31 protein-coding genes are annotated in these 26,034 nt (G+C 59.7%); 14 read left to right on the top strand and 17 right to left on the bottom strand.

Annotated features, from left to right (window positions below; translation table 11 throughout):
• Positions 1 to 6 precede the first annotated feature (6 nt).
• Together ACA060_RS20215 and ACA060_RS20220 are read right to left on the bottom strand one after the other, a co-directional pair.
• The gene (locus ACA060_RS20215) at positions 7 to 1,236 is read right to left on the bottom strand and encodes a winged helix-turn-helix domain-containing protein (RefSeq protein WP_497312784.1); all 1,230 of its coding nucleotides are present in this window, start codon (positions 1,234 to 1,236) and stop codon (positions 7 to 9) included.
• 64 nt (positions 1,237 to 1,300) lie between these two features.
• Complete coding sequence (locus ACA060_RS20220; RefSeq protein ID WP_010461302.1) at positions 1,301 to 1,516, bottom strand: DUF1127 domain-containing protein; 216 nt, start codon at positions 1,514 to 1,516, stop codon at positions 1,301 to 1,303.
• Between the two features lie 96 nt (positions 1,517 to 1,612).
• On the opposite strand from ACA060_RS20220, the gene ACA060_RS20225 reads away from it, so the two are divergent.
• Complete coding sequence (locus ACA060_RS20225; RefSeq protein ID WP_497312786.1) at positions 1,613 to 2,467, top strand: LysR family transcriptional regulator; 855 nt, start codon at positions 1,613 to 1,615, stop codon at positions 2,465 to 2,467.
• Here the strand turns inward: ACA060_RS20225 and ACA060_RS20230 are convergent.
• Entirely contained in the window at positions 2,457 to 3,191 is a 735-nt protein-coding gene (locus tag ACA060_RS20230; protein WP_497318312.1) for a sulfite exporter TauE/SafE family protein, read from the bottom strand. The genes ACA060_RS20225 and ACA060_RS20230 overlap by 11 nt on opposite strands.
• A gap of 124 nt (positions 3,192 to 3,315) precedes the next feature.
• On the opposite strand from ACA060_RS20230, the gene ACA060_RS20235 reads away from it, so the two are divergent.
• The 4 genes from ACA060_RS20235 (at position 3,316) to ACA060_RS20250 (ending at position 6,620) form a co-directional block, all read left to right on the top strand.
• Positions 3,316 to 4,272: a LysR family transcriptional regulator gene (locus tag ACA060_RS20235; RefSeq protein WP_109633626.1), complete on the top strand. Its 957-nt coding sequence runs from the start codon at positions 3,316 to 3,318 to the stop codon at positions 4,270 to 4,272.
• Between the two features lie 69 nt (positions 4,273 to 4,341).
• Positions 4,342 to 4,803 carry a MarR family winged helix-turn-helix transcriptional regulator gene (locus ACA060_RS20240; protein WP_497318314.1) on the top strand — a complete coding sequence of 154 codons (462 nt, stop codon included), beginning with the start codon at positions 4,342 to 4,344 and terminating at the stop codon, positions 4,801 to 4,803.
• 347 nt (positions 4,804 to 5,150) lie between these two features.
• Positions 5,151 to 5,570 (top strand): organic hydroperoxide resistance protein, encoded by a 420-nt coding sequence (locus ACA060_RS20245; protein WP_047527178.1) that lies wholly within the window; start codon positions 5,151 to 5,153, stop codon positions 5,568 to 5,570.
• Positions 5,571 to 5,603: 33 nt separating this feature from the next.
• Positions 5,604 to 6,620: an alpha/beta hydrolase gene (locus ACA060_RS20250; protein ID WP_497312789.1), complete on the top strand. Its 1,017-nt coding sequence runs from the start codon at positions 5,604 to 5,606 to the stop codon at positions 6,618 to 6,620.
• A 135-nt stretch (positions 6,621 to 6,755) separates the two neighbouring features.
• Here ACA060_RS20250 and ACA060_RS20255 read toward each other — a convergent pair whose 3' ends face one another.
• Both ACA060_RS20255 and earP read right to left on the bottom strand, forming a co-directional pair.
• Positions 6,756 to 7,325 carry an elongation factor P gene (locus tag ACA060_RS20255; protein ID WP_007943632.1) on the bottom strand — a complete coding sequence of 190 codons (570 nt, stop codon included), beginning with the start codon at positions 7,323 to 7,325 and terminating at the stop codon, positions 6,756 to 6,758.
• A 48-nt stretch (positions 7,326 to 7,373) separates the two neighbouring features.
• Positions 7,374 to 8,516 (bottom strand): elongation factor P maturation arginine rhamnosyltransferase EarP, encoded by a 1,143-nt coding sequence (gene earP / locus ACA060_RS20260; RefSeq protein ID WP_497318315.1) that lies wholly within the window; start codon positions 8,514 to 8,516, stop codon positions 7,374 to 7,376.
• A 133-nt stretch (positions 8,517 to 8,649) separates the two neighbouring features.
• On the opposite strand from earP, the gene ACA060_RS20265 reads away from it, so the two are divergent.
• A complete protein-coding gene (locus ACA060_RS20265) occupies positions 8,650 to 9,060 on the top strand; it encodes a hypothetical protein (RefSeq protein WP_497312791.1) in 411 nt (136 codons plus the stop codon).
• A 14-nt stretch (positions 9,061 to 9,074) separates the two neighbouring features.
• Positions 9,075 to 9,557, top strand: coding sequence for a GreA/GreB family elongation factor (locus ACA060_RS20270; RefSeq protein WP_497312793.1), 483 nt, complete (start codon positions 9,075 to 9,077; stop codon positions 9,555 to 9,557).
• Between the two features lie 5 nt (positions 9,558 to 9,562).
• On the opposite strand, the gene cysB is transcribed toward ACA060_RS20270, so the two are convergent.
• From cysB to ACA060_RS20295, 5 genes are all read right to left on the bottom strand, one after another.
• Positions 9,563 to 10,537 (bottom strand): HTH-type transcriptional regulator CysB, encoded by a 975-nt coding sequence (gene cysB, locus ACA060_RS20275; RefSeq protein WP_109633635.1) that lies wholly within the window; start codon positions 10,535 to 10,537, stop codon positions 9,563 to 9,565.
• A gap of 114 nt (positions 10,538 to 10,651) precedes the next feature.
• Positions 10,652 to 11,155, bottom strand: a complete 504-nt coding sequence (locus tag ACA060_RS20280) for a universal stress protein (RefSeq protein WP_094468374.1) — start codon at positions 11,153 to 11,155, stop codon at positions 10,652 to 10,654.
• A gap of 95 nt (positions 11,156 to 11,250) precedes the next feature.
• Positions 11,251 to 12,156: a 5'-nucleotidase gene (locus tag ACA060_RS20285; RefSeq protein ID WP_109633637.1), complete on the bottom strand. Its 906-nt coding sequence runs from the start codon at positions 12,154 to 12,156 to the stop codon at positions 11,251 to 11,253.
• Positions 12,157 to 12,181: 25 nt separating this feature from the next.
• A complete protein-coding gene (locus tag ACA060_RS20290; RefSeq protein ID WP_497312795.1) occupies positions 12,182 to 13,138 on the bottom strand; it encodes a putative 2-dehydropantoate 2-reductase in 957 nt (318 codons plus the stop codon).
• Positions 13,135 to 13,521 (bottom strand): thioredoxin family protein, encoded by a 387-nt coding sequence (locus tag ACA060_RS20295; protein ID WP_109633641.1) that lies wholly within the window; start codon positions 13,519 to 13,521, stop codon positions 13,135 to 13,137. Before ACA060_RS20295 ends, ACA060_RS20290 begins: the two co-directional genes overlap by 4 nt.
• Between ACA060_RS20295 and ACA060_RS20300 the strand changes: the two genes are divergently transcribed.
• On the top strand, positions 13,520 to 13,963 hold the full coding sequence (locus tag ACA060_RS20300; RefSeq protein WP_109633643.1) for a PilZ domain-containing protein: 444 nt from the start codon (positions 13,520 to 13,522) through the stop codon (positions 13,961 to 13,963). The genes ACA060_RS20295 and ACA060_RS20300 overlap by 2 nt on opposite strands.
• Positions 13,964 to 14,124: 161 nt before the next feature.
• Complete coding sequence (locus ACA060_RS20305) at positions 14,125 to 15,201, top strand: 3-deoxy-7-phosphoheptulonate synthase (RefSeq protein ID WP_017339811.1); 1,077 nt, start codon at positions 14,125 to 14,127, stop codon at positions 15,199 to 15,201.
• Between the two features lie 66 nt (positions 15,202 to 15,267).
• Here ACA060_RS20305 and ACA060_RS20310 read toward each other — a convergent pair whose 3' ends face one another.
• Positions 15,268 to 15,555 (bottom strand): GNAT family N-acetyltransferase, encoded by a 288-nt coding sequence (locus ACA060_RS20310; RefSeq protein ID WP_109633645.1) that lies wholly within the window; start codon positions 15,553 to 15,555, stop codon positions 15,268 to 15,270.
• A gap of 641 nt (positions 15,556 to 16,196) precedes the next feature.
• On the opposite strand from ACA060_RS20310, the gene oprI reads away from it, so the two are divergent.
• A complete protein-coding gene (gene oprI / locus ACA060_RS20315; protein ID WP_003172710.1) occupies positions 16,197 to 16,448 on the top strand; it encodes an outer membrane lipoprotei OprI in 252 nt (83 codons plus the stop codon).
• 123 nt (positions 16,449 to 16,571) lie between these two features.
• Here oprI and ACA060_RS20320 read toward each other — a convergent pair whose 3' ends face one another.
• The 3 genes from ACA060_RS20320 to ACA060_RS20330 form a co-directional block, all read right to left on the bottom strand.
• A complete protein-coding gene (locus ACA060_RS20320) occupies positions 16,572 to 17,543 on the bottom strand; it encodes a L,D-transpeptidase family protein (RefSeq protein ID WP_109633646.1) in 972 nt (323 codons plus the stop codon).
• A gap of 102 nt (positions 17,544 to 17,645) precedes the next feature.
• Positions 17,646 to 17,939, bottom strand: coding sequence for a hypothetical protein (locus tag ACA060_RS20325; protein ID WP_003226812.1), 294 nt, complete (start codon positions 17,937 to 17,939; stop codon positions 17,646 to 17,648).
• Positions 17,940 to 17,995: 56 nt separating this feature from the next.
• A complete protein-coding gene (locus tag ACA060_RS20330) occupies positions 17,996 to 18,601 on the bottom strand; it encodes an arylesterase (protein ID WP_497312798.1) in 606 nt (201 codons plus the stop codon).
• A gap of 10 nt (positions 18,602 to 18,611) precedes the next feature.
• Here ACA060_RS20330 and ACA060_RS20335 point away from each other — a divergent pair, with 10 nt between their 5' ends.
• Genes ACA060_RS20335 through greB form a run of 3 tightly spaced genes read left to right on the top strand, consistent with a single transcriptional unit; the run spans position 18,612 to position 22,331 of the window.
• Positions 18,612 to 19,295 carry an ABC transporter ATP-binding protein gene (locus ACA060_RS20335; protein ID WP_411960610.1) on the top strand — a complete coding sequence of 228 codons (684 nt, stop codon included), beginning with the start codon at positions 18,612 to 18,614 and terminating at the stop codon, positions 19,293 to 19,295.
• A complete protein-coding gene (locus ACA060_RS20340; protein ID WP_497312800.1) occupies positions 19,295 to 21,799 on the top strand; it encodes an ABC transporter permease in 2,505 nt (834 codons plus the stop codon). Before ACA060_RS20335 ends, ACA060_RS20340 begins: the two co-directional genes overlap by 1 nt.
• 34 nt (positions 21,800 to 21,833) lie before the next feature.
• Positions 21,834 to 22,331, top strand: a complete 498-nt coding sequence (greB, locus tag ACA060_RS20345) for a transcription elongation factor GreB (RefSeq protein WP_033057207.1) — start codon at positions 21,834 to 21,836, stop codon at positions 22,329 to 22,331.
• A 4-nt stretch (positions 22,332 to 22,335) separates the two neighbouring features.
• Here greB and ACA060_RS20350 read toward each other — a convergent pair whose 3' ends face one another.
• The 3 genes from ACA060_RS20350 to ACA060_RS20360 all read right to left on the bottom strand — a co-directional run bounded on the left by ACA060_RS20350 (position 22,336) and on the right by ACA060_RS20360 (position 24,852).
• Positions 22,336 to 22,644, bottom strand: a complete 309-nt coding sequence (locus ACA060_RS20350) for a hypothetical protein (protein ID WP_109633660.1) — start codon at positions 22,642 to 22,644, stop codon at positions 22,336 to 22,338.
• A 248-nt stretch (positions 22,645 to 22,892) separates the two neighbouring features.
• Positions 22,893 to 23,327, bottom strand: a complete 435-nt coding sequence (locus ACA060_RS20355; protein WP_109633662.1) for a DoxX family protein — start codon at positions 23,325 to 23,327, stop codon at positions 22,893 to 22,895.
• A gap of 103 nt (positions 23,328 to 23,430) precedes the next feature.
• Positions 23,431 to 24,852 carry an MltF family protein gene (locus ACA060_RS20360; RefSeq protein WP_109633663.1) on the bottom strand — a complete coding sequence of 474 codons (1,422 nt, stop codon included), beginning with the start codon at positions 24,850 to 24,852 and terminating at the stop codon, positions 23,431 to 23,433.
• Between the two features lie 236 nt (positions 24,853 to 25,088).
• Here ACA060_RS20360 and ACA060_RS20365 point away from each other — a divergent pair, with 236 nt between their 5' ends.
• Positions 25,089 to 25,898 carry a TatD family hydrolase gene (locus ACA060_RS20365; RefSeq protein ID WP_497312803.1) on the top strand — a complete coding sequence of 270 codons (810 nt, stop codon included), beginning with the start codon at positions 25,089 to 25,091 and terminating at the stop codon, positions 25,896 to 25,898.
• Positions 25,899 to 26,034 lie beyond the last annotated feature (136 nt).

Raw genomic sequence — 26,034 nt, forward strand, 5'->3', positions numbered from 1 at the left:
ACCCGCTCAGTCGCCACCAATCTGCACCAATGCCACCCGCAACCGCGCCGCACTCGCCCGCGGGCAATTCAGCAGAACCTGCGCAAGCCCCAGCCAGTCCGCCATCTGCCGCAGATTGACCGCCAACGCCAGCATCCCCTCGTCATCCAGCCCCGGCTCTTCCTCATGCACAGCGTGCACCGCCAGTCGGCCCAATGCTCGCTCGGCGCGCAAATCCACCCGCGCGGCAATCCGTTCATTGTGCAAAAACGGCAGCACGTAATAGCCGTACACCCGTTTGTCCTGCGGCGTGTAAATCTCCAGTCGATAACGGAAATCGAACAACCGCTCGGTGCGGCTGCGCTCCCAGATCAGCGAATCAAACGGTGATAGCAAGGCACTGGACTCGACCTTGCGCGGCACTTTCGGCTCGGGCAAGCAGTAGGCCGGTTGACGCCAGCCCTGAACCTCGCAGGCCAGTAATTCACCGATCTCTATCAGTTCCGCCAGACGCGGCCGGCTGTCTGCCGGGTTCAGGCGAAAATAATCGCGCAGGTCCTTTTCCGTGCCGACACCCAATGCCGTCGCGGCATGCAGCAACAGCCCACGCTGGGCCTCGGCCTCACTGAGCAAAGGCTGTTGCAGAACCGCTGAAGGAATCACCCGCTCCGGCAGGTCATACAGCCGCTCGAATCCGCGTCGGCCGGCGACCGTCACTTCACCGGCGGCGAACAACCATTCCAGCGCATGCTTTTCAGCGCTCCAGTCCCACCAGGGCCCCGCCCGCTCCTGGCGGGTCGACAAGCTTCCGGCCCCCAGTGCGCCGAGTTCCTGAACCGAGGCCAGCACCCGGCGAATCGTGTCCTGCTGCTCGCGACCGAAACGCGCCAGTTGCTGATAGATGTCTTCGCCGCGCGTTGCACGCTGCATGCGCCAACGCATTAAGGGATACATCGACATAGGCAGCAACGAAGCTTCATGGCCCCAATATTCGAACAACGTGCGACGTCGGCCTTGACTCCAGGCAGCCTGATCGAGCAAATCGGGGGAGTAATTTCCAAGGCGGGAAAACAAGGGAAGGTAGTGCGAACGCACCAACGCATTGACTGAATCGATCTGCAGGATGCCCAGGCGTTCGATCAGCCGGTTGAGCTGAACCGGTTTGATCGCCGCTGGCGGTTGCCGCCCGTTGAACCCTTGGGCGGCCAGCGTCAGACGTCGAGCCTGTTTGTTGGAAAAGGACAGCGTTGCGGGCATGAATACCTCCGTGTCTGCTCGCAACCTACCTCACCGGAGAGGGGTTTGTGTAGCGATAGCCTCATCATTTATGCATCGGATCATCCCAGAACGGCCGGACCGATTCATGTTCCACATCTGCACGACTCACGCCGATGTCCTTCAGTGCTTCGTCGCTCAAGCTTGCCAGCAGTTCACGTTCACGGTGAAGTTCGTACCAGCGACTAAACTTGTGCAGCAGATCGGATACCGCGTGGATTGAGAATTTTTCTTCCGTTACATGCTCGTTATGACCTTTCATCTTGCTGCCCTCCTTTAGGGATGGCTCAAGTCTCGCCTCAGCGCTAAGATCAATCCAACGAATGTTTCTGATGGTAACCATCTCGGAGATTGATGGATGTCGGCGTACCCAAGTATTGATACTGACGTGCTGCGCACCTTTGTCGCCATTGCCGACCAAGGCGGGTTTACCCGGGCCGGTGAAATGGTCAACCGCACGCAGTCAGCGGTGAGCATGCAGATGAAGCGTCTGGAAGAAGACGTGTTGCAGCGTCAGTTGTTCGAGCGTGATGGACGCCAGGTCAAGTTGACCGCCGAAGGCCAGGTATTGCTGGGTTACGCGCGGCGCATCCTCAAACTTCACAGCGAAGTCTTCAATACGTTGCGTGAGCCGCACATGGTCGGCACCGTGCGCATCGGCACGCCCGATGACTACGTGATGCGTTTCCTGCCGGGGATCCTGTCGCGCTTCGCCAAGTTTTACCCGCTGATCCAGATCGAAGTTCACTGCGAATCAACCAAGCAATTGTTGCAACGCCAGGACCTGGACTTGTCCATCGTCACCCGCGAGCCCGGTACTGAAATTGGCCAATTGCTGCGCAAGGAACGTTTCGTCTGGGCCGAAGCACAATGCTTCAGCGCCCACGAACAGACGCCGCTGCCCCTGGCGATGTTCAACAGTGATTGTTTCTGCAGGCTATGGGCATGCAATGCGCTGGACGCGATGGGTCGCGATTACCGCATTGCCTACAACAGTTCCAGCCTGTCGGCGTTGATGGCCGTGGTCAGTGCAGGCCTTGCAGTGACCGCTCAACTGGAAAGCCTGATCACGCCGGACATGCGCATCCTGGGAGAAGCCGAAGACCTGCCGCTGTTGCCGGAAGCCTGCATCATGCTGGTGCGCAACCTGCACAATCCGTCACCGATCACCGAGTGCCTGGCCGAGCACATCGTCGAAGGCTTCAAACTTTAAACGCGAGCATCACCGCGCACAGCACCAGGAAGCCGCAGAACAACCCGCGCAATAGCCGCTCCGGCATGGCGTGGGCGATCTTCACGCCCCAGCTGATGCTCATCATTCCGCCGACGGCCAACGGTAAGCCGATCATCCAGTCCACTTGATGATGCACCGCGTACGTCACCAGTGTGACGCCGGTGCTGGGCAGCGCCAAAGCCAGCGACAAGCCTTGGGCCACGACTTGAGTGGTGCCGAACAGGCTGGTCAACACCGGCGTCGCCACGACCGCCCCGCCCACTCCGAACAATCCGCCCATGGTGCCGGATGCCGCACCGAGCACCCCCAACCATGGCCAGGAATAACGCATCTGGGCAGACGCCGGTGCGTTAGCGGTAAACATGCGCACGAGGTTGTAGGCCGACAGGGCAATCAGGAACGCGACAAAGCCTAAGCGCATGGTCTGCGCGTCGATGCCCACCGCCCAGATCGACCCGATCCAGGCGAAGCAAAAGCCCATCGCCGCCAATGGCAGCGCGTGACGCATTTCGATGCGATTTCGCTGGTGATAACGCCACAGCGCCAGCATCACGTTGGGCACGACCATGACCAACGCCGTGCCTTGGGCTATTTGCTGATCGAGACCAAACAGCACGCCCAGCAACGGAATCGCGATCAAGCCACCGCCAATGCCAAATAGTCCGCCAAGGGTTCCCAAGGCGGCGCCGAAGACCAGATACATCACGAACTCAATCACAAGCGAATTTCCTTTTGTCAGGGTATTCATCCTACGCAGTCGATGCTGGCGGGGAAACGCACAGCAACGCACAATGGCTGTGCCAACTTCGCATAAGCGCAGATACACCATGAACCCCAATCAATTGACTGAACAGCTCGGCCTGTTCCTCGATGTGCTGGAAACCGGGAGCTTTTCCGCTGCGTCCCGCCGCCATCCGTTGACGCCTTCGGCCGTGGCGCGGCGCATCGACAGCCTGGAAAATGCAGTCGGCAGCCAGCTGTTCATTCGCAGCACCCACGCGGTGCGCGCGACGCCTGCCGGCTTGGCGTTTGCCGAACGTGCGCGGCGAATCGTGGCGGAATTGCGCCTGGCTCGGGCTGAAGCCGTGTCCCTGAGCAGTGCACCGGAAGGCTTGATCCGCATCGATGCGCCGGCGGCGTTCGGCCGTCGGCACCTGGCACCGGTGATTGCCGACTTCTTGATGCTCTACCCCGGCCTGGACGTGCAGTTGCACTTGATCGACAGTTTTGTCGACATGCAAGGGCTGAACCTGGGCAAGGTTGACCTGGTGCTGCGCGCCGGGCAAATGGCCGACACAAGGCTGGTGGCCACGCCGCTGGCGAGTATGGTGCGCATTGCCTGCGCCAGTCCCGAGTACCTCAAACGTCGCGGCGTCCCGACCGAGCCGGCGCAGTTGATCGAGCATGACGGTCTCGACTGGGACGGTCTGGCCCCGCCCTTCGCCTGGCGCTTCGAACGCGACGGGCACATGCACTTGCATCGCCCGGCGCGCATCCGCATGAGCGCCAACAATGCCGAGGCGCTGGTGTGTGGTGCATTGGCCGGATTGGGCATCGCGCACTTGCCGACCTGGCTGGCCAGCGAGTACCTGTTGCGCGGCGAATTGCTTCCGCTGTTTTGTGAAAACGGCCTGCCACCTCCCGAATCCACCGGCATCTATGCGTTGCGTCTTGAGCAGCAACCCAATTCCCGCAGTCGCTTGTTGCTGGAATATCTGAAAACCCGCTTCAGCCCGATTCCGCCGTGGGACCTGGCGCTACAAAACACCCTGGACCGGCACTAGTCCAGAATTGTCTGGTGCATTAAAGATTCGTCCGCTAGATTCATGAAGATTACTGATCAAGGCTTTGAAATGACCACCGAACGCAACACCCCGGATAACTGCGACCAGCTGCTGCTGGACAATCAGGCTTGCTTCGCCCTGCATTCCACTTCTTTGCTGATGACCAAGGTGTACAAACCACTGCTGCAAGCGCTGGGCCTGACCTATCCGCAGTATCTGGCGATGATGGTGTTGTGGGAGCGGGACGGGCTGACCGTAGGCGAGATCAGCACGCGACTGCTGACAGACCCCGGCTCACTGACGCCCTTGCTCAAACGGCTGGAGGTCGAGGGATTGCTCAGTCGCACCCGCAGCCGTGAGGATGAACGGGTGGTGATTGTCGAGCTGACCGAACAGGGGCGCGCGTTGCGGGACAAGGCGCGCAGCATTCCCCAATGCATCCTCGGTGCAAGCGGAATGACGCTTGAGAGACTGCAGAAACTTCAAGCGGAGCTGCAAGAGCTGCGCAGCAATCTGCAAGACAGCCTCTAACCTTCAAACCACCCCAGATCCCCTGTGGGAGCGGGCTTGCTCGCGAAAGCGGTGTGTCAGTCGACAAAAATGTTGCCTGATACATCGCTTTCGCGAGCAAGCCCGCTCCCACATTTGTTTTGTGGTGTCCCTGTCGATCTCGCGTCCTCTTTCAAAAAAATTCTCCGCTGAAAAATCCTGCCGCGACCGCTCTAACTCAACACATCCAATCCGCTGCCTTCTCCAATCCAAAACTTTTTCAAAAATTTATCTTGCGCGCTAAATATTCGCGCGATACATTCACTTCGCACTTACTTAGCGCGCAAACAGTTAGCGCAAACCAATCAAACCCGAACGAGGCTTACACCATGCAAACTCTCTACACCGCAATCGCAACCTCCACTGGCGGCCGTGACGGTCGTGCGGTTTCCAGTGACAACATCCTCGACGTCAAACTCGCTACCCCCAAAGAACTCGGTGGTGCCGGTGGCGCTGCGACCAACCCTGAGCAACTGTTCGCGGCCGGCTATTCCGCTTGCTTCATCGGCGCGCTGAAGTTCGTCGCCAGCCAGACTAAACGCAGCATCCCGAACGACGCATCGATCACCGCCCATGTCGGCATCGGCCAGATCCCTGGCGGCTTCGGTCTGGACATCGATCTGCACATCAGCCTGCCGGGTCTTGAACAAGCCGACGCGCAAAGTCTGGTCGACGCAGCACACCAGGTCTGCCCGTACTCGAACGCGACCCGTGGCAACGTCGATGTGCGCCTGCACGTGACCGTCTAACTGCTGGCTACCAGGCCCAAACAGGAAACGAACATGAACACTTTCAGCAAAGTCTTGACCGGCACCCTTCTCGCTTTGTCCATCAGCAACGCGTTTGCAGGCGATGGGGTTGAACACAACACCCAGGCGTTCCTCGATGTCCTGAATGCCGGCACCGGCAAACCAATGGAACAACTCACCCCCAAAGAAGCCCGCGCGGTGCTGGTGGGTGCGCAAGCCTCGGTGAAACTGACACTGCCAAAAGCCGATGTCAGCGAGAAGACCATTCAAGTCGATGGCCAACCGCTCAGCCTGACCATCGTCCGGCCGGCCGGGGTCAAAGGCGAGCTGCCAGTGTTCATGTTCTTCCACGGCGGTGGCTGGGTGCTGGGGGACTTCCCGACCCACGAACGCCTGGTTCGCGACCTGGTGACGGGTTCGGGTGCGGTGGCGGTGTTCGTCAATTACACCCCGTCGCCGGAAGCGCATTACCCGGTGGCGATCAACCAGGCTTATGCCGCGACGAAATGGGTGGCCGAGCACGGTAAAGAGATCAACGTCGACGGCAAGCGCCTGGCCGTGGCCGGCAACAGCGTCGGTGGCAACATGGCGGCCGTGGTTGCGCTGATGGCCAAAGACAAGGGCACCCCGGCGATCAAGTTCCAGGTGCTGCTGTGGCCGGTGACGGACGCCAACTTCGAAACCGCGTCCTACAACCAGTTTGCCGAGGGGCACTTCCTCACCAAAAACATGATGAAGTGGTTCTGGGACAACTACACCACCGACGCCAAGCAGCGTAACGAGATCTACGCCTCACCGCTGCGGGCAACCACCGCGCAACTGAAGGGCTTGCCGCCTGCCCTGGTGCAGACAGCCGGTGCCGACGTGTTGCGCGATGAAGGTGAAGCTTATGCGCGCAAACTGGACGAGGCTGGCGTGCCGGTCACAGCGGTTCGCTACAACGGCATGATTCACGACTACGGTTTGTTGAATGTGGTGAGCCAGGTTCCAGCAGTACGCTCGGCGATGCTGCAGGCGTCCGAAGAACTGAAACAACACCTGAAGAAATAACACAGGTCAAAATGTGGGAGCGGCGGTGCGACGATTCGACTTGCTCGCTCCCACAGTGTTCATGGTCGAGCCTGAAACTGCGCCCACAAAAAAGCCCGACTCAATGGTCGGGCTTTTTCATTCCTCAAGCGGTGCTTATTTAGCACGGCCTTTGTAGGAACCGCCTTCGCGGGTATCGATCTCGATCATATCGCCGATTTCGATGAAGTCAGCAACCGACAGCTCGGTACCGTTCTTCAGTTTGGCAGGCTTCATCACCTTGCCGGAAGTGTCGCCGCGAGCGGAACCTTCGGTGTAGTCAACCTGACGCACGATGGTGGTCGGCAGTTCTACGGAAACCAGACGCTCTTCGAAGAAGATCGCTTCGCAAACATCGGTCATGCCTTCTTCAACGAAAGGCAGAACGGCTTCGATGTCTTCAGCGTTCAGCTCGTACATGGTGTAGTCAGTGGTGTCCATGAACGTGTAGGTGTCGCCGCTGATGAAGGACAGGGTCGCTTCTTTGCGGTCGAGGATTACGTCGTCCAGTTTGTCGTCGGCGCTGTAAACGATCTCGGTCTTGTAACCGGTCAGCAGGTTTTTCAGCTTGGTCTTCATGATCGCGCTGTTACGACCGGATTTGGTGAATTCAGCTTTCTGAACCAGCCAAGGATCGTTTTCGAGACGGATCACGGTACCGGGTTTCAGTTCTTTACCAGTTTTCATTGCGAATATCCGAATTTGGATGGGATTTACAAAAATCTAGGCCGCGTATCATATCCAATTTACATAAAACTGTACCAGCGCTGCGGCAAGATCGGCCTGCAAGGCTTGTTCCAGACACCACGTCTCGGCGTGTTTTTGCAGCTCCGGCCAGTGTTTGCGGGTGGCCAACCAATGGTCGGACATATCATGACCCGCATTCCACGCACGCCAAAGACCGCTGATCGCCTCGCTGGCGGGCCCGGACAGGCCTTGGGTGTACAGAGCCAGGAAGGCGTCGAGCTTGTCCAGATGGATATCTTCGTCCTGCTGATAGATGTGCCAGAGCAGCGGCCGCCCTGCCCATTGCGCGCGAACAAAGGAATCTTCGCCGCGCACGGCGTTGAAATCGCAGCACCACAGCAAATGATCGTATTGATCCTGTCGGACGAACGGCAGGACTTGCACGGTCAATTCACCGCGCACGTGCACCGCGCCTGCCGCCAGTTGATCGACACCCAGCCAGCATTCGACATCCCCGAGAATCCGGCTTTCGGGCACCAGCAGATGCGTGGGAATCGAATCGGCGGCCAGCACGTCCAGCCAACTGGCCAATCCGCTGTTTTCGTAGGCAAACAGTGAGATCAGTTGAGCGTTCGGTGCGCGATCGATCCCCAGGCCTTGCAGGAATTCGCGCTGGGCTTCGGGGTTTTGCTGAAACTGCTGGCGACGTTCAAGCAATCCGTTTTCGCGCAGCAAGCCACCCGTGCCTTTCTGGAACCCCGGAAAGAAGAAGTACTTCTGCACGCTCTTGTACTTCACCGATGGCAAACCGTGACAGCCGATCACCCAGTCTTCGGCGCTCAGGTAGTCGAGGTTCATCCACAGCGGCGGCTTTTCCCGCGAGGCCATGGCGTCCATGTAGGCGCTCGGCAACTGGCAGGCGAACGCGGCGATCACCACATCAGCCGCTTCAGCGGGTTGCCATTCGGTGGGCCACTGACACACCTCCACACCCTGCTGCCATTGCTGCGTGGCGCTGATGTCGATTTCCGGACAGATGCGTTCGAAGGCCCGCAGGTCATCGACCCACAAGCGCACCTCCACGGCATGCTCGGCCACCAGTTGTCGGGCCAGGCGCCAGGTCACACCGATGTCGCCAAAGTTGTCGACCACGGTGCAAAAAATATCCCAGCGGGTTTTCACTTGAGGCATTTCAGGCATTCCAGGCTCCCGTTGGCAAAGGCGCCGATTGTCCGCATAAATTACCTCGTGCAGAAGAGCCGACGGCGATTAATCTTCGTGCGACAATCGCCACTCGCCCGCGACCACCCGCCAGGAGGCAGCCATGCCCTACCGTCCCAACCCGCGCCGTCCGTTGCCGATTCAGCTCAATGCGCTGCAATTGACCGGCAGCATTGCCCTCGGTCTGTGGCTTGGATTCCTCGCAATCGCGCTGACTTGCTGGCTCGCCTCGCGCCTGCTGTTCAGCGAGCAACTCGCGCCAGTCGCCGCCGCGGTAGAGCAACTGGCCAAGCCGCCGGTGGTGGTGCAACCGGTGCCGGACATCCCGCCGCAGAGCCCACTGTTCGAACAGTATGAAGAGAACCTGCGCAAGAACGAGCAGCAGCAACGCATGGATCAGGCCCGCAGCAGCGGCCGCAATCTGTCCAATCCGAAATGCCAGTTCTGGCTGCAACAGGACAAGACCGCGCCGAGCGAAAAAAGCCGCGCCAACGTTCTGCAATTCTGCGACTGACCATGAAGCTCTCTATGCACAAGCCAGCCGTCCACCAACTGATTATCGACAAGCTTCGGGTCGATCTCGACATCGCCGAGCGTGCCGCGCAAACCGCTTACGAAACCGCGACCCACGAAGAAAACATCGCCGAAAACAAGTACGACACCCTAGGCCTGGAGGCGTCTTATCTGGCTGCCGGACAGGCCAAACGCGTGGAAGAAATCAGGCAGTCACTGACGTTGTGCCAGAACCTGACCTTGCGTCCTTATGACGAACAACGCGGGATCGAAGTCGGCGCCCTGCTCGGCCTGGAAGACGAAAAGGGGCGTGAGCAATGGCTGTTCCTGGCCCCTGACGCGGCGGGCCTGAAAGTCGACATGGTCGGGCAGATGATCACTGTCATCACCCCTCGCTCACCGCTGGGCAAAAGCCTGCTGGGCAAGTTCGAAGGGGACGAAGTGGAGATTCTGGTGGCGGGCGCTCGGCAACAGTTTGCTGTCACCGAGGTGATTTAAGCAGATTAATGGACCGGCAGTTCGACGCCGTCGAACAGCTCTTCCAGTTCCTGCTTGTTGTGGCACTGAATGGCCTTGGCCATGACTTCGCGGGTCAGGTGCGGCGCGAACTTCTCGATGAAATCGCACATGAAACCACGCAGGAAAGTGCCGCGACGGAAACCGATTTTAGTGATGCTGGATTCGAACAAGTCGCTGGCGTCGAGCATCACGAGGTCGCTGTCGAGTTTGGCGTCGACGGCCATTTTCGCCACGATGCCCACGCCCAGACCCAGGCGAACGTAAGTCTTGATCACGTCGGCGTCGGCGGCGGTGAACACCACTTTCGGTGTCAGGCCGCGATGGCTGAAGGCTTCGTCGAGTTTTGAACGACCGGTAAAACCGAACACGTACGTCACGATCGGGTATTCGGCCAGGGCTTCCAGGGACAGCTTCGACAGCTTGGTCAGCGGGTGGCCCTGAGGCACGACCACGCAACGGTTCCAGCGGTAGCACGGCATCATCACCAGGTCACCGAACAGTTCCAGCGCTTCGGTGGCGATGGCGAAATCCACGGTGCCGTCTGCGGCCATTTCGGCGATTTGCATCGGCGAACCCTGATGCATGTGCAGGGCAACGTCCGGGTATTGCTTGATGAAATTGCTGATCACTGGTGGCAACGCATAACGTGCCTGAGTGTGCGTGGTGGCGATCGACAGGGTGCCTTTCTTCTCGTTGGAGAATTCCTGGGCGATCTGCTTGATGCTTTCAACCTTGCGCAGGATCTCGCCGGCGGTGGTGATGATGCGCTCGCCGGCCGGAGTGACGCGGGTCAGGTGCTTGCCGCTGCGGGCAAAAACCTCGACGCCCAATTCGTCTTCCAGCAGACGGATCTGCTTGCTGATGCCCGGTTGCGAGGTGTAAAGGCTTTGGGCTGTAGCGGAAACGTTGAGGTCGTGGTGCGCCACTTCCCAGATGTAGCGCAGTTGTTGAAGCTTCATATGAATCCCTCAAAGCAAGGTAGACGCCACGGGCATCAGCGACGGTATATAACTATATTAATGGCTTGAAGAATAAATCTAGAACTTTTTTGTCAAATTGCCACTATTCGCTTTCTAGCGATCCCCTTGGCGACGACGTTCAACGAGTGGCACCAGATAAACCGGCACCCGAGACAGTTGCAACACCCGCGCAGCGGTCCTGCCCAGAGGCGTTTCCGCGCCAGCACCATGGCTATGACTACCTACGATCAACAAATCCACGGAGAGTTTCTGCGCCTGGTCGAGAATCACCTGCGATGGGTCACCCTGCAGCACTCGCACCGCTTTGATCCGCTCCAGATCCTGCTCCCCTTCATCCCCCAACTCTTCACGAAAGCTGTCGAGCACCCGCTGCTCGATATTGGCGATCACCGTGCTCAGGCCCTGACTGTGAAACTCGTTCAAGGCCTGCTCATCGAGGTAACTCTGCAGCACTGATTCGGCAAACAATCCCATGGGCTCAACGGCGTGTACCACATACAAGTCGGCATTGAATGTCCGCGCCAGCGCCAAGGCATGCTGCATCACCAACGGTGCATACAGACCGAGGTCAGTGGCATACAGCATCGAATGAATCATATGACCTCCTCGCGTGCCAACATGGCGGAGATTTGATTCAGCTTAGCAGTGCCTTGGCGAGTACGACGGCCCGCGTAACGCGTTGAACCGCGGGCTTAAACCTTTTGCTCGTTGCTTATGCCGTGGGGCACGTGGCCGGTGGCGACCACCTCGCGGGCCAGCTCGCAATGACCGGCCTGATCGTCGAAAAACACGTCGGCGGCAAACGCTTCGAGGAATGCCGACTTGGTCAGGCCACCCAGAAACAGCGACTCGTCCAGACGAATGTCCCATTCGCGCAACGTGCGGATCACCCGTTCATGGGCCGGCGCCGACCGTGCCGTCACCAGGGCGGTGCGGATCGGACAGGCGTCATCAGGAAACTCGCGCTGCAACAGATTGAGGGCGGCGAGAAAACCTTTGAACGGTCCACCGCGCAAAGGCTCGCGAGCCGATTCGCGCTCGCTGGCCTGAAACGCTTCCAGGCCGCCGGACTGATAGATCCGCTCGGACTCGTCGGAAAACAGCACGGCATCACCGTCGAAGGCGATGCGCAATTCATCGCTGGCCGCACGGCTGGCACCGCCCGAAAGAATGGTCGCTGCAGCGAACCCGGCATCCAGCGCGCTGCGCACGTCTTCGGCGTGGGTGGAGAGAAACAGGTCGCAGCCAAAGGCCTTGAGGTACGGATAGGGACTGCGACCGCCGACAAACGCCGCGCGGGAAATCGCCAGGCCATAGTGATCAATCGAGTTGAATACGCGCAGGCCGGTGTCGGCGCTGTTGCGCGACACCAGGATCACCTCGACCCGGGCGCGTCCAAGACTGGCATTAAGGTTCAGGAGTTTTTGCACCAACGGAAACGCATCCCCGGGCTCGAGGATTTCGTCTTCGTGTTCAATTTGATATTGCCGGTAGGCCTCGACGCCGCTCGACAGATAGACCTTGTGACTTTCGCTCAGGTCGAACAGCGCTCGCGACGAAATCGCCAGCACCAGTTTGTCGTCAATCGTCTTTGCCATGCCCTTCCCCCTCAGGTTGATCGACTCACGTGTTGCGTCGATCGATAAAGCTCAAGCTGCGATACAAGGCTTCGATTCGCGGCAATTCGCATCCCGCCGTTTTTGCCGCCGCCAGCGGTCGCGCATAAATCGCCTGGAGTTCCAGCGGTCGTTTGTGCAGGAAATCGTGGTACATGCTCGGCCAATAGTCGGGCATTTTCTCGGTCATCATGAACAAAAAGTCCGCGTAACCGGCCGGCATTTCGTGACCGCAAGCCTTGGCGCCCTGAACCACTTCGGCCATCAAGGCCTTGATCAGTTCCCGGCTGTCGGCATCGGCCATCAACGGCGTGGTGCCCGCGCCAAGCAGTACCGACAGGCCGTTGTAAGGGATATTCCAGACCAGTTTCTGCCAGCGCGCCTGATGCAGGTTCGGCATGGCCTGTGAGTCGATGCCGGCGCGGCGGAACAACTCGGCGCCCTCCTCGACAATCGCCATGCGCGCCTGTTCATCGGTGACGGGGCCACTGTGGTAGCCGACATTCACTGCGCCAAGGGCCTGATGAATGATCGCCCCCGGACCGGTGCGATGGACGCAAATCAGGCAGAGCCCGCCGAGCAGGTGCAGCGTATCCGGGAGCAAGGCTCGCAGACTGTCTTCGACATCCAGGCCATTTTGCAGGAGCAAGACTTTGGCATTCGGCGCGGCGGCTTGAAGGATAGCGGGCGCCAGGTCTGCGTTGCTGGTGGTTTTCGCACCGACCAGCAACCAGTCGCAAGGCGGCATGTCTTCGGCCGACGAATAGGCCTGGACCGGATTCAATGTCAGCGCACCGTGTACCGCGCTGTCGACTTGCAACCCGCGTTCGGCGACCGCTGCAAATTCACTGCGCAACAAAAAGTGAACATCGAAACCGGCACGCGCCAGCATCACCCCGTAGAAACCGCCGATCGCGCCGGTTCCGATAATACCGATTGTCGGTTTGGCAACTGCCTCCATCATGGCAACTCCTCTGCATCACGACTGAGCGCCCGGCGCACGGCTTCATTGAGCCCGGTGCTGGTCAGGCGCGACTGTACTGGTCCGAAGAACTCACCGTCGCGCACCACAAACAGCGCCGGCAAATGGAAAACCTGATAACGCTCGACCAACCCGCCATTGTCCCCGGCATCGATCCAGCACAGCCGGTCGATCGCCAGTTCGAGTCGCGGCAATTGCTCCCGGGCAAACCGGCAACTGGCGCAGCCGACACTGGTAAAAATCACCAGCGACACACCGCTCATCGCCAGCAGCCGTTGGTCGGCGTCGAAATCGGTCAGTTCCGATTCGACCACTATACTGGGGGAAACAATGTCAGATGGCCGACACATGGAGTCCGTGTTCATGGGACGTTTTTTACCTCACCCTGACGATGTGCCCGTCGAATTAACGTTGCTCAAGCATGAGTGCATTTCGCGGCAACGGCTGCACACTATCAGCCTCGGCGGCATGGCTTGCAATTACCACCGCGCCTGGCGCCACGGTACGGCGCTGGAAGTGCGCATGCCAACCCTGAATCCCGATTTGCGCTACCTGGGTTATGTAGCCTGGTGCCTGCGACGCAAGCATGGGTATCTGGTGGGCATTGCGTTCGTCGACGAACAGATGCTGTTCAGTGCGCGAATGGGCGAACAGGTCTGCCAGATCGAGCGTTATTGCCGCCTGCGTGACGCACACGATGACCTGCAGGATATTCAGGCCCTGGCCCTCGACTGGGTCCAGCAGCATGCCGACGAGTTCTCCCACGACACGGTTCGCAAGGCATTTGCACAGCCAGCATTGGGTTAGGCGACGCTCTCAATTAGTGAGAAAGCCCCTAAAACCGGTGTCTGCCCATTGTCGAGCAGGCGCTTAACGCGCTAAGGTTCGGCTCCCCGACGCGCTTAATTTGCTGTGCTCCGCCGCGCGGGTTCGCTGGCGGCCGGCACCCGTGACCTGACGAGTAAACGATGGCTGATTTACCGATCAACGACCTAAACGTCGCCTCCAACGAGACCCTGATCACTCCCGATCAGCTCAAGCGTGATATCCCTCTGAGCGACGCTGCCCTGCGCACCGTCACCAAGGGTCGCGAAGTCATTCGCAACATTCTTGATGGCACCGACCACCGCCTGTTCGTCGTGATCGGGCCTTGCTCGATCCACGACATCAAGGCAGCCCACGAATACGCCGAGCGCCTGAAAGTGCTCGCCGCAGAAGTGTCCGATACCCTGTATCTGGTCATGCGCGTGTATTTCGAGAAGCCACGCACCACCGTCGGCTGGAAAGGCTTGATCAACGACCCGTACCTGGATGACTCCTTCAAGATTCAGGACGGTCTGCACATCGGTCGTCAGTTGCTGCTGGACCTGGCCGAGATGGGCCTGCCGACCGCCACTGAAGCCCTTGATCCGATCTCCCCGCAATACTTGCAGGACCTGATCAGCTGGTCGGCCATCGGCGCGCGCACCACCGAATCCCAGACTCACCGTGAAATGGCGTCCGGCCTGTCTTCAGCCGTCGGCTTCAAGAACGGCACCGATGGCGGCCTGACGGTGGCGATCAACGCCCTACAGTCGGTTTCCAGCCCGCACCGTTTCCTGGGTATCAACCAGGAAGGTGGCGTGTCGATCGTTACCACCAAGGGCAATGCCTACGGTCACGTGGTACTGCGCGGCGGCAACGGCAAGCCGAACTATGATTCGGTCAGCGTCGCACTCTGCGAGCAAGCGCTGAACAAGGCGAAGATCAAGCCGAACATCATGGTCGATTGCAGCCACGCCAACTCCAACAAGGACCCGGCCCTGCAACCGCTGGTGATGGAGAACGTCGCCAACCAGATCCTCGAAGGCAACCAGTCGATCATCGGCCTGATGGTCGAAAGTCACCTGAACTGGGGCTGCCAGGCCATCCCGAAAGACCTCGCCGACCTGCAATACGGCGTGTCGATCACCGATGCCTGCATCGATTGGTCTGCGACCGAAAACACCTTGCGCAGCATGCACGCCAAGCTCAAGGATGTGCTGCCGAAGCGCGCTCGCACCTGATCACGTTTCGCCGCACACAAAAACGCCGGGCTTAACCCGGCGTTTTTTTGTGTTCGTATTTTGCGGTTACTGGCTCAGCTTGGCAGCATGCCGCTGGTGACGCTCCATGTAGCGCTCGACGTAAGAGCACGATGGAATGACGGTGTAACCCATTTCTTCAGCGTACTGCAGCGCCTGCTCGGTCAATGCCGCCGCGATGCCGCGACCACGCAACGCGTTAGGCACGAAGGTGCGATAGATATCCAGGGTCTGTTTCCCAAGATCCATATAGGTCAGGTAGGCACGATGACCGTCCACACTGGTCTCGAACTGATGACCAGCCTGGTCATGGTGGATGGACAACGCCTCGCTCATCACTACTCCTCGCGGGTCTTGAATTCTGACCCCTACCTTACCGATGTTTTTCCGGCGAAGGAACATCTACGCCACCCCGTGCCTGAACGGACACCGAGAAGAACTGCACCGATCTCGCGCAACCGGACACCCTCAAATAGTAGGCACCATTGGCAGAAATGCTCAAGATACGCTCGTCATCGGACTCAGGTGGCGGGTGCTGCTCCGGGTGACGCAGGGACGGCTCGACCGGAGATATCCGCGGGTCGATAGCCTGTACATTGCCGGATGTTGAGACTTAAGACGAACGCGCGCTCTTAAAGTCACCATCAAGATGGATAAAGATTATGAGAGCCGCTGCGCAAAATCCGAACAAAAGTATGGACGAATCCATATAGGCAGACTTTAGCCAAGAATGAGAAAAACAGCGCTGAGTGCACGGAACTTTTTTTCGGCGGATCGCTCATCTCGGGCCTCCCAGCTGGATATTTTTTAAACAATGCAGTTAAAAGTTGCTCGAAAAAGAATCAACGCCTACAATTTTTTTTGCTTCTTGCTACACGTCAGTTTACTTACTAGAAGTAATGGGTAGTATGTACGCCGGCTATTTCCTCACTCTGAGGAGACAGCTACTTAATAGAAAGTCCTTGAAGGGGAACACGATGAACAACGTTCTGAAATTCTCTGCTCTGGCTCTGGCCGCAGTTCTGGCTACCGGTTGCAGCAGCGTATCGAAAGAAACCGAAGCACGTCTGACTGCTACTGAAGACGCAGCTGCTCGCTCCCAGGCTCGTGCAGACGAAGCTTACCGTAAAGCTGATGAAGCTCTGGCTGCTGCTCAAAAAGCACAACAGACTGCTGACGAAGCTAACGAGCGTGCTCTGCGCATGCTGGAAAAAGCTAGCCGCAAGTAATAGTCCTTCGGGATTGTTATCAAGCCGACCCATTTATGGGTCGGCTTTTTTATTGCCTGATATTTCCTGCCGGCAATAAAAAACCCACCGGCGCGGCCTGCGTCGGCGGGTTCTTTTCAAGCCTTACTGCAGCGGGTCAATCGGTGCAGTTGTCACCATCGGCGCGGAAGTGTTTGGTACTCCGATTTCCACCGGCAGGCCATCTTCAGCGGCAACCACGTCGCGGACCACGTCCCAGTTCATGCGCAGGTTATTGGTGATGTCCTCGCGCTTGAGCATCGCGTTGATCACAGCGGTGTGCTTGTCGACCACAGAAGGGTTGCCCTTGTCGTCCAGCGGCGTGTGCGCTTCCAGGTACACCTTGCCGCCACTGACGCCGAACTTGTACGGATCGCTGAGGATGCGTACCGAGGTACCGACCGGCACCATGCCCGCCATTTCCAGCACGTTGTTGTTGAACATGCGGAAGCAGCCGTGGCTGGTGCGCATGCCGATGCCGAACTTCTTGTTCGAGCCGTGGATCAGGTAGCCCGGCGTACCCAGGGTGAACTTGAACGGCCCCAGCGGGTTATCCGGGCCGGCCGGCACGACGTTCGGCAGCGGATCGCCATCAGCGGCGTGCTCGGCCTTGATCGACGCTGGAGGGGTCCAGGTCGGGTTCGGCGTCTTGGCAATGATGCTGGTGTGGGCAATCGGCGAGCCCCAGCCTTCACGACCGATACCCAGCGGGAAGGTGTAGACCACGTTCCGGCCTTTCGGGAAGTAGTAGAGGCGGTATTCAGCCAGGTTGATGACGATGCCTTCACGCGGGCCCGGCGGCAGGATGAAGCGCGTCGGCAGGACGATCTCGGTACCAGCGCCCGGCAACCATGGATCGACGCCAGGGTTGGCCGCGACCATTTCCGAATAGCCCAGATCGTAAGTGGTGCCGAGGTCGGCGAAGGTGTCTTCGTACTTGGCCTTGATTACTTGCACCTGGCCGACGATGTCTTCACCGGGCGGTGGCAGGGGCAGCTCCAGTGCGGCTACGGGGCCCGCCATACAAAGGGCGGCAAGAGACAGGCAGCGGGTAACGGCAGGAAAACGCGGCAACATCCGGAAAATCCTTCGCATGATCGACAAGGGTATAAAAACGCGATTGTACACCGGCATCCGGAATTTCGGGGAGTTGGCCGATAGCAAGCTATCTTTGCCGCTTTACAGCTCGAACCGCAACTCTGGCCAGATCGGCGAGGTGCCGCGTTTCTGCGATTCGAGGATGGCCCGGCACAGCGAACACAGGCGCTGGTCCTGGAATACCCGACGGTCGACACTCGACCAGCGCGGTTGCGCGGGCAGCAGACTGCCGCACAAGGTTCGGTCGGCCGAGCCGCCCAGCTCCAGCTGACGAGTCACCAGATGCACCCGCACTTCCTGGCAGGCGAACAGATCCAGCTGTTCGTCAGGCTCGATCAGTTGGTAGGCAAAAAGGGACCAGGCAGGACGCGGCATCGGGGGCTCCAAATCGGGGGCGCCACCTTAGCCGAAACACCGCCGCTAGAAAAGCGTCAAAGCAGCGGTTTCAGTGTCGGCCAGACATTTTCCAGCAACTTGTCCTGAGCGCCCGCAGCCGGGTGCAATCCGTCGGCCTGCATCAGGTCTGGATGACCGCCCACGCCGTCGAGAAAAAACGGTACCAGCGGGATGTTTTTCTCGTTGGCGAGTGTGCTGTAGACCTTCGCAAAGGCCTCGGTATAGCGAACGCCATAGTTGGGTGGCAGCTGCATGCCAAGCAAAAGCACCTTGGCGCCACTGTTCCTGGAGCTGTCGATCATCGACGCAAGGTTTTGTTGCAAATTAGCTGGGGGCATTCCGCGCAGGCCGTCGTTGCCGCCCAACTCAAGGATTACCAGCTCCGGCTTATGCTCTGCAAGCAGCGCGGGCAGGCGCGCCTGGCCTCCGGCGCTGGTGTCGCCACTGATGGAAGCGTTGACCACCTTATCGTCGAAACCTTCGCGCTTGAGCCGTTGCTCAAGCAACGACACCCACCCCAAGCGGGTATCCAGGCCGAAACCGGCGCTGATACTATCGCCAACGATCAGGACTGTTCCCGCCGCTGCGTTCTGGGCCATGCACATCAAGGCCAGGCCAGCACTCAAAAACCACACTCGCATCGGATTCTCCATGGGCGCAAGCATTCTCACCGCGAAGAACCTCAGCAAAGTGGTTCCCAGCGCGGAAGGTGAACTGACTATCCTGCACGAACTCAGCCTGGAACTGAACAAGGGTGACAGCCTGGCCATCGTCGGTGCCTCCGGTTCCGGCAAATCCACCCTCCTCGGCCTGCTCGCCGGCCTTGACCTGCCGAGCAGCGGTGAAGTCACCCTCGCCGGCCAGGACCTGAGCAATCTCGATGAAGACCAGCGCGCGCGCATTCGGGCCGAGCATGTGGGTTTTGTGTTTCAGTCCTTTCAACTGCTCGACAGCCTCAACGCGCTGGAAAACGTCATGCTGCCGCTGGAACTCGACGGCCGCAAAGACGCCCGCGAACGGGCCACTCAATTGCTCCAGCGGGTTGGCCTGGGCCAGCGCCTGACCCACTCGCCGCGCCAGCTCTCCGGTGGTGAACAGCAGCGCGTAGCAATTGCCCGTGCGTTTGCCGCAGAACCCGATGTGCTGTTCGCTGACGAACCCACCGGCAACCTCGACAGCCACACCGGCGAACGCATCAGTGACTTGCTGTTCGAACTCAACCAGGAACGCGGCACGACCCTGGTGCTGGTGACCCACGACGAACGCCTGGCACATCGCTGCCGGCGCCTGATCCGCCTTGAAGCCGGCCTGCTGGTCGCCCCTCTGGAGCCTTGATGGCACGCCTGCCGCTGTTGCGCCTGTTCAGCCTTGCCATCCGCCAACTCCTGCGCGACGCCCGTGCCGGTGAGCTGCGGGTGTTGTTCTTCGCCCTGGTGGTCGCCGTGGCGGCGAGTACCGCCATCGGCTACTTCGGTGCCCGCCTGAATGGCGCCATGATGCTGCGCGCCACCGAGTTTCTCGGTGCTGACTTGTTGCTCGAAGGCAGTTCACCGGCACGCCCCGAACAGATCAGAAGTGGGACGGAGCTGGGACTCGAACACGCTCAAGTGGTTGAGTTCTCCAGTGTCATCGCCACCGACAACGGCATTCAACTGTCCAGCATCAAGGCGGCCGACGACGTTTATCCGCTGCGTGGCGAACTGAAAAGCGCCCCGGCGCCCTTCGCACCGGAGGAAGCCGGTGGCGGACCGAAACCCGGTGAAGCCTGGGTTGAAGCGCGACTGCTGACCGCGCTAGACCTGAAGATCGGCGACAGCATCGATGTCGGCCTGCGCACCCTGAAACTGGCGCGGGTCCTGACCTACGAACCGGACCGTGCCGGCAATTTCTACAGCCTGACGCCGCGGGTGCTGATCAACCTCAGCGACCTCGCCGCGACCGGCGTGGTGCAACCCGGCAGCCGGGTCAGTTACCGTGAACTCTGGCGTGGTAAAGCCGAGGCGCTGGAAACCTACCGTCAACTGATCAAGCCCGGCCTCGCCGCCAACCAGCGTATACAGGATGCCCGCGACGGCAACCGGCAGATCGGCGGCGCGCTGGGCAAGGCCGAGCGTTACTTGAACATGGCCAGTCTGGTCGCGGTTCTGCTGTCCGGCGTGGCCGTGGCGTTGTCGGCGACGCGCTTCGCCACCCGCCGCTTCGACGCCAGTGCCTTGCTGCGCTGCCTGGGTCTGTCGCGCCGGGAAACCATGGTGCTGTTCAGTTTGCAGCTGACGGTACTCGGCCTGCTCGCCAGCCTTGGCGGCGCCCTCCTCGGCTGGCTCGCACAGCTTGGATTGTTCGCGCTGCTGCATGATTTGTTGCCGACCGATGTGCCACCGGGCGGTCTGTTTCCCGCCATCGCCGGGATCGGCACCGGGCTGGTGGCCTTGGCCGGTTTTGCCCTGCCGCCGCTGGCGGCACTCGGTCGAGTGCCACCGCTGCGGGTTCTGCGTCGGGACATGCTACCGATTCCGTCCAGCACCTGGATGGTCTACGGCGCCGCGTTGGGCGCCCTCGGCCTGATCATGTGGCGCCTGAGCCTCGACCTGCTGCTGACCTTCGCCCTGCTCGGCGGCGGCGTGATCGCGGCGGTCATACTCGGCGGCCTGCTGTTGCTGCTGCTCAAAAGCCTGCGTCGGATGCTGGCGCGCGCCTCGTTGCCCTGGCGCCTTGGGCTGGGCCAATTGCTGCGCCATCCTCTGGCGGCAGCGGGACAAGCCCTGGCCTTCGGTCTGATCCTGTTGTCCATGGCGCTGATCGCATTGTTGCGCGGTGAGTTGCTCGACACTTGGCAGAACCAATTGCCGAAAAACGCGCCGAACTATTTCGCTCTGAATATCCTGCCCGCCGACAAACAAGCCTTCACCGATCGCCTGATCGAACTCTCGGCCCAATCGGCGCCGCTGTACCCCGTAGTGCCCGGACGACTGATCAGCATCAACGGCGAGCCGGTGCAGGAGATCGTCAGCAAGGATTCGGCGGGTGACCGGGCGATCCAGCGCGACCTGAGCCTGACCTGGGCAGCGGACCTGCCGGCGGGCAACAAACTGACGGCGGGCAACTGGTGGAGCGAACAGCCAGCCGATGAGATTCCCGGCGTGTCGGTGGAAGGCAAGGTTGCTGAAAGCCTGAAGCTCAAGCTCGGCGATCACATGGTCTTTACCGTCGGCGGGGCTAATCGCGAAGCGAAAGTCACCAGCTTGCGGGAGATCAACTGGGACAACTTCCAGCCGAACTTCTTCATGATTTTCCAGCCTGGGACGTTGAAGGATTTGCCGGCGACCTACCTGACCAGTTTCTATCTGGCGGCGGGTCACGATCAGCAGATTGTCGACCTGTCCCGGTCGTTCCCGGCGGTGACCATCCTGCAAGTCGAAGCCTTGTTGGAGCAGCTGCGCAGCATCCTCGCTCAAGTCACTTTGGCGGTGGAATATGTGCTGTTGTTTGTCTTGGCGGCGGGGATGGCGGTGTTGTTCTCGGGCTTGCAGGCGACCCTCGATGAACGCATTCGCCAAGGAGCGCTACTGCGCGCACTGGGGGCCGAACGGCAGTTGCTGGTCAAGGCACGGCGGATCGAGTTCGGCTTGCTCGGCGCGGTCAGCGGGTTGTTGGCGGCGTTGGGTTCGGAGTTGGTGAGCCTGGTGCTTTACCGCTACGCCTTCGACCTGCCGTGGCATCCGCATCCGTGGCTTTTGGTGTTGCCGTTGATTGGCGCGGTGCTGATCGGCGGCGCCGGCGTGTTCGGTACCCGTCGTGCGCTGAACGCCAGCCCGCTGACAGTGTTGCGCGAGGGTTGATAGACTCAAGGCCTTTCCCTCACAAGAAGTTGCCATGAGCCGTTATCGCCCTCCCCGCACCGCTGGCACCGCGCTGATCACTCCTGAAGGTGAAGCGCGGATGCGGGCCGAGTTCCATGAGCTCTGGCATGTCCGTCGGCCTCAGGTCACGCAATCTGTCAGCGAGGCGGCGGCACAGGGTGATCGCTCGGAAAACGCCGAGTACACCTACGGCAAAAAGATGCTGCGCGAAATCGACAGTCGCGTGCGCTTTCTCACCAAGCGGCTCGAAGCGCTGAAAGTTGTCAGCGAAAAACCCAGCGACCCGAACAAGGTTTACTTCGGCGCCTGGGTCACCATCGAAGATGAAGACGGCAAAGAATCACGCTACCGCATCGTCGGGCCGGATGAGCTGGATTTGAAACTGGGACTGATCAGCATCGACTCGCCGCTCGCCCGGGCGCTCATTGGCAAGGCGCTGGACGCCGAGGTTCGGGTCCAGACACCGACCGGTGAGCAGTGCGTGTATATCGTGGCGATCGAGTATCTCTAAAGCCTCAGCGGCGCGTAATCAAACCTTGCCGGGCAACCCGGGTCAGTTGCTTGATTACTTCCGGCGCGTCTTCAACGCTGGGCGATTGAATGACGGCCAGATCAAAACTGTCGCTGGCAAATCGCGCCAGTGATTCACCGTCTTCGACAAACTGGATCAGGAACGCTGCGGGGCCGCCAGTACGACGTGGCCAGCCATCGAGATAACGCAGGAGCGTCGGCTGATGTTTTCCGCCAAGCAGGATTTTTGGATTGCGCTGGGTGAGGTGTGCCGTAATCGGCGCGGGGCGTACAACGGGGCTTAGTGCATTCATTGGGTCGTGTCTCTGCCTCAAAAGTCTGCATGGCAGGTGAGAGGCAACACCGAACCAGCGCTTTAGCGGTATTTCGAAGCCTGTTTCAAGCTTCTATCGGCAACTGGATGAGTCACCTGGCGCCCCGCAAGTAGCTGTTTAAATCGGCGCATGAGCAGCATCCTAGAGAAGCTGACCGGACAGTGTCAAGAATGACGCGCAACAAAAAAGGCCCGCGCAATGCGGGCCTTTTCGTTGAGCCAGAGCGGTCAGTCGGCGATCGCGCGGTCTACCGACAGTTTGCCGGCACCTTCGATCAGTACCGCAATGCTGCCGCCGAGCAAGGCCAGGGCGAACTCATAACCGTTATTGGACATGAACAGACCGTGGCTGATGTGTACGGTGAAAATGGCGACCAGCGAAAGGAAGGCCAGCCCCAGTGCTGCCGGGCGTGCCAGCAGACCGATGATCAGTGCCAGACCGCCGAAGAACTCGGTACCACCGGACAGAATCGCCATCAGGTGACCCGGTGCCAGACCCAGGCTTTCCATGTACTGCGCGGTGCCGGCAATGCCGTAACCACCAAACATGCCGAAAAGTTTCTGCGCGCCGTGAGCAGCGAAGATAATGCCGACGAAGATCCGCAGAACGGTCAAGCCGTAGCCAGCGCGGGTAAACAGTACCTTGTTGATCAGTGAGCTCATGCTGTGTCATCCATTGTGATTGTGTGTTGGTTGGCCGCTATATTAATCGATAAAACCAATGTTAAAAGCGCAATTTTTGCGACATAACAATCAGTTTAGTCGATCATTTGCGTGAGGCTACTTTCTGCCCCTGGGGCTCCAACGACTCCCTTTCACGATCGAACGCCAGGTAATACTTGTTCACGCTATTAACATAGCTGACGGCGCCCATTCCCACCTGCTCCATGGCAATGCGTTCGACCTGGAAGAACCACTGATTGGGATTCAAGCCACGCCGCCGGGCTTCGGCGCGCATGCCCTGGACCCGTTCCGGCCCCATGTTGTAGGCCGCCAGCACGAACGCCATGCGCTCGCGCTCGTTGAGTTTGGGACTGGCGAAGAACTTGCGACGGATCATCGCCAGGTACTTGGCACCGGCCTGCACATTGGCGTCGAGGTTCTGAATGTTGTTGACCCCGACGCGCTGGGCTGCGGACGGGGTGATCTGCATCAGCCCGGTGGGGCCGCTGCCGCTACGGGCGTTGGGTTGCAACGCCGACTCCTTGAAAGCCAGTGCCGCCAGGTTCAGCCAGTCCATGCCTTGGGCATCCGCGTGCTTTTGCAGCACCGGGCGAAGTTTTTCCAGACGCTGCCGATCAGCCTTGGCCAAGGGATAGTGCACTTGATACAGACGGCGATAGATGCGCAGAAACGCTGCGTCCTGGTCCGACGGTTTCTTGTAGGTGGTCAGGAAACGATCGATGCTTGCGCGCAACATCGAGGCATCGCGGCGCACGAACCAGAACTCTTCGCCCGGGTCGCTGATCGCCAGTTGCTTGTCGAAGCGCAACTTGGGCAGGATCTTGCCCCAGCGCTCGGCAATCGGCTGCTCGACGATGGTCAGGTGAAAGATCCCGCCCTGGACCATTTCCAAAACGTCTTCGACCGCCAGACTGGGGTCGACCCATTCGATTTTCACCGGCGCCAGTTTGTGCAGGGCGAGCTTTGAATTGATCTGACTGACCGCGTCGCCGGCGGCACTGCCGGTGGGCAACGCCAGGGTTTTACCCGAGAGTTGTTCGACTCGGGTGTAACGGCGTTCTCCCTTGATGCCGACCAGCACCAAGGGGATGTTGCTGGCAATCGGTTCGCTGCTGCTGACCGCGTGGCCCGGTTGCAAGTCGAGCAACTCCCCCGGCGCGACCAGGTCACCCTCCCCGCGCTGCAAGGCACCAAGCAGTTGATCCTTGGCCTTGGGAATGATCTTGAGGGTGATTTCCTGTCCGTCACGGGCGTGACCGTTGAGGTATTGCTCGAAGGCGCGCAGGCGGTGGTATTCGACGCCGATGGCCTGGCCCTGGACTTCGCCGGAGCTGTTGCGGCTCTGGTTGACCAGCACCCGCAACACACGACTGCTGCGAATCTCCGCCAGGTCACGGACCTTGGCCGCCGGCACGGCTTGCAGCGGGCCGGCCAGACGTGCGACCGCCGGCATCGGCAGCAACAACGAACAGCACAGCAGTAGCAACATCGAGGGACGTGTCATCCACTCTCCGGAAAGAATACTGGGCCGACCTCACGAATTTTCATGACATCGAACGACAGAAACAGAGCGCCTTTGAGCGCTGACAAAGTGCGAAAGACTGGCACAGTGATGGCACCTTGACCACCCCGGCGTGTCTTGCGGCATCAAGAGACAGCTTTAACTCGTTGTAGTTCTTGGCTTTTCTTATAAATCTACAGCTCTGATATGCTTTCCGGCCTTTGGTCCGAGGTAGCACCATGCAACTCATCGATATCGGCGTCAACCTGACCAACCCCAGTTTTGGTGATAAACACCAGGCCGTACTCGATCGCGCGTATACCGCGGGGGTCTGCCAACTCGTCCTGACCGGCACCAGTGTCGAAGGCAGCGAACAGGCGCTGGAACTGTGCCGGCAGCTGGACGAAACGGCTCAGCGGCTGTTCGCTACCGCAGGCATTCACCCTCATTCGGCCAGCGACTGGAACGCCGACAGCGCCCGGCAACTGCGCAGTTTGCTCAAGGAACCCAACGTTGTAGCCGTGGGTGAATGCGGGCTGGATTTCAATCGCGATTTCTCGCCACGCCCCCAGCAGGAAAAAGTCCTTGAGGAGCACCTGGCGCTGGCGGTCGATCTGCAGTTGCCGGTGTTCCTCCACGAGCGCGATGCCAGTCAGCGACTGCTGGAAATCCTCCGTGATTACCGCGACCAGCTGCCGGCTGCGGTGGTGCATTGCTTCACAGGGGAAAAGAAGGCGCTGTTCAGTTACCTCGATCTGGATTTGCACATCGGCATCACCGGCTGGATCTGCGACGAGCGCCGGGGCACGCACCTGCATCCGTTGGTGAAGGAGATCAAGCGCGGGCGCTTGATGCTGGAGAGCGATGCGCCGTACCTTCTGCCGCGCAGCTTGCGGCCCAAGCCGAAGAACGGTCGCAACGAACCCGCGTATTTGACTGAAGTGCTGCGCGAAGTGGCGTTGCATCGAGGCGAAACGGAAGAGGATCTGGCTGCCCACACCACCGCCTGCGCTCGCGCGTTCTACGGCCTGCCCTCCATCCCCCAGTAACCACAAATCCCCTGTGGGAGCGGGCTTGCTCGCGAAAGCGACGAATCAGTCGACATCTACATTGACTGTTCCACCGCCTTCGCGAGCAAGCCCACACACATTGGATGTGTGTGTGTGTGGTCCTTTGACCCACATC

It is taken from the genome of Pseudomonas sp. LBUM1671 (assembly GCF_059695685.1).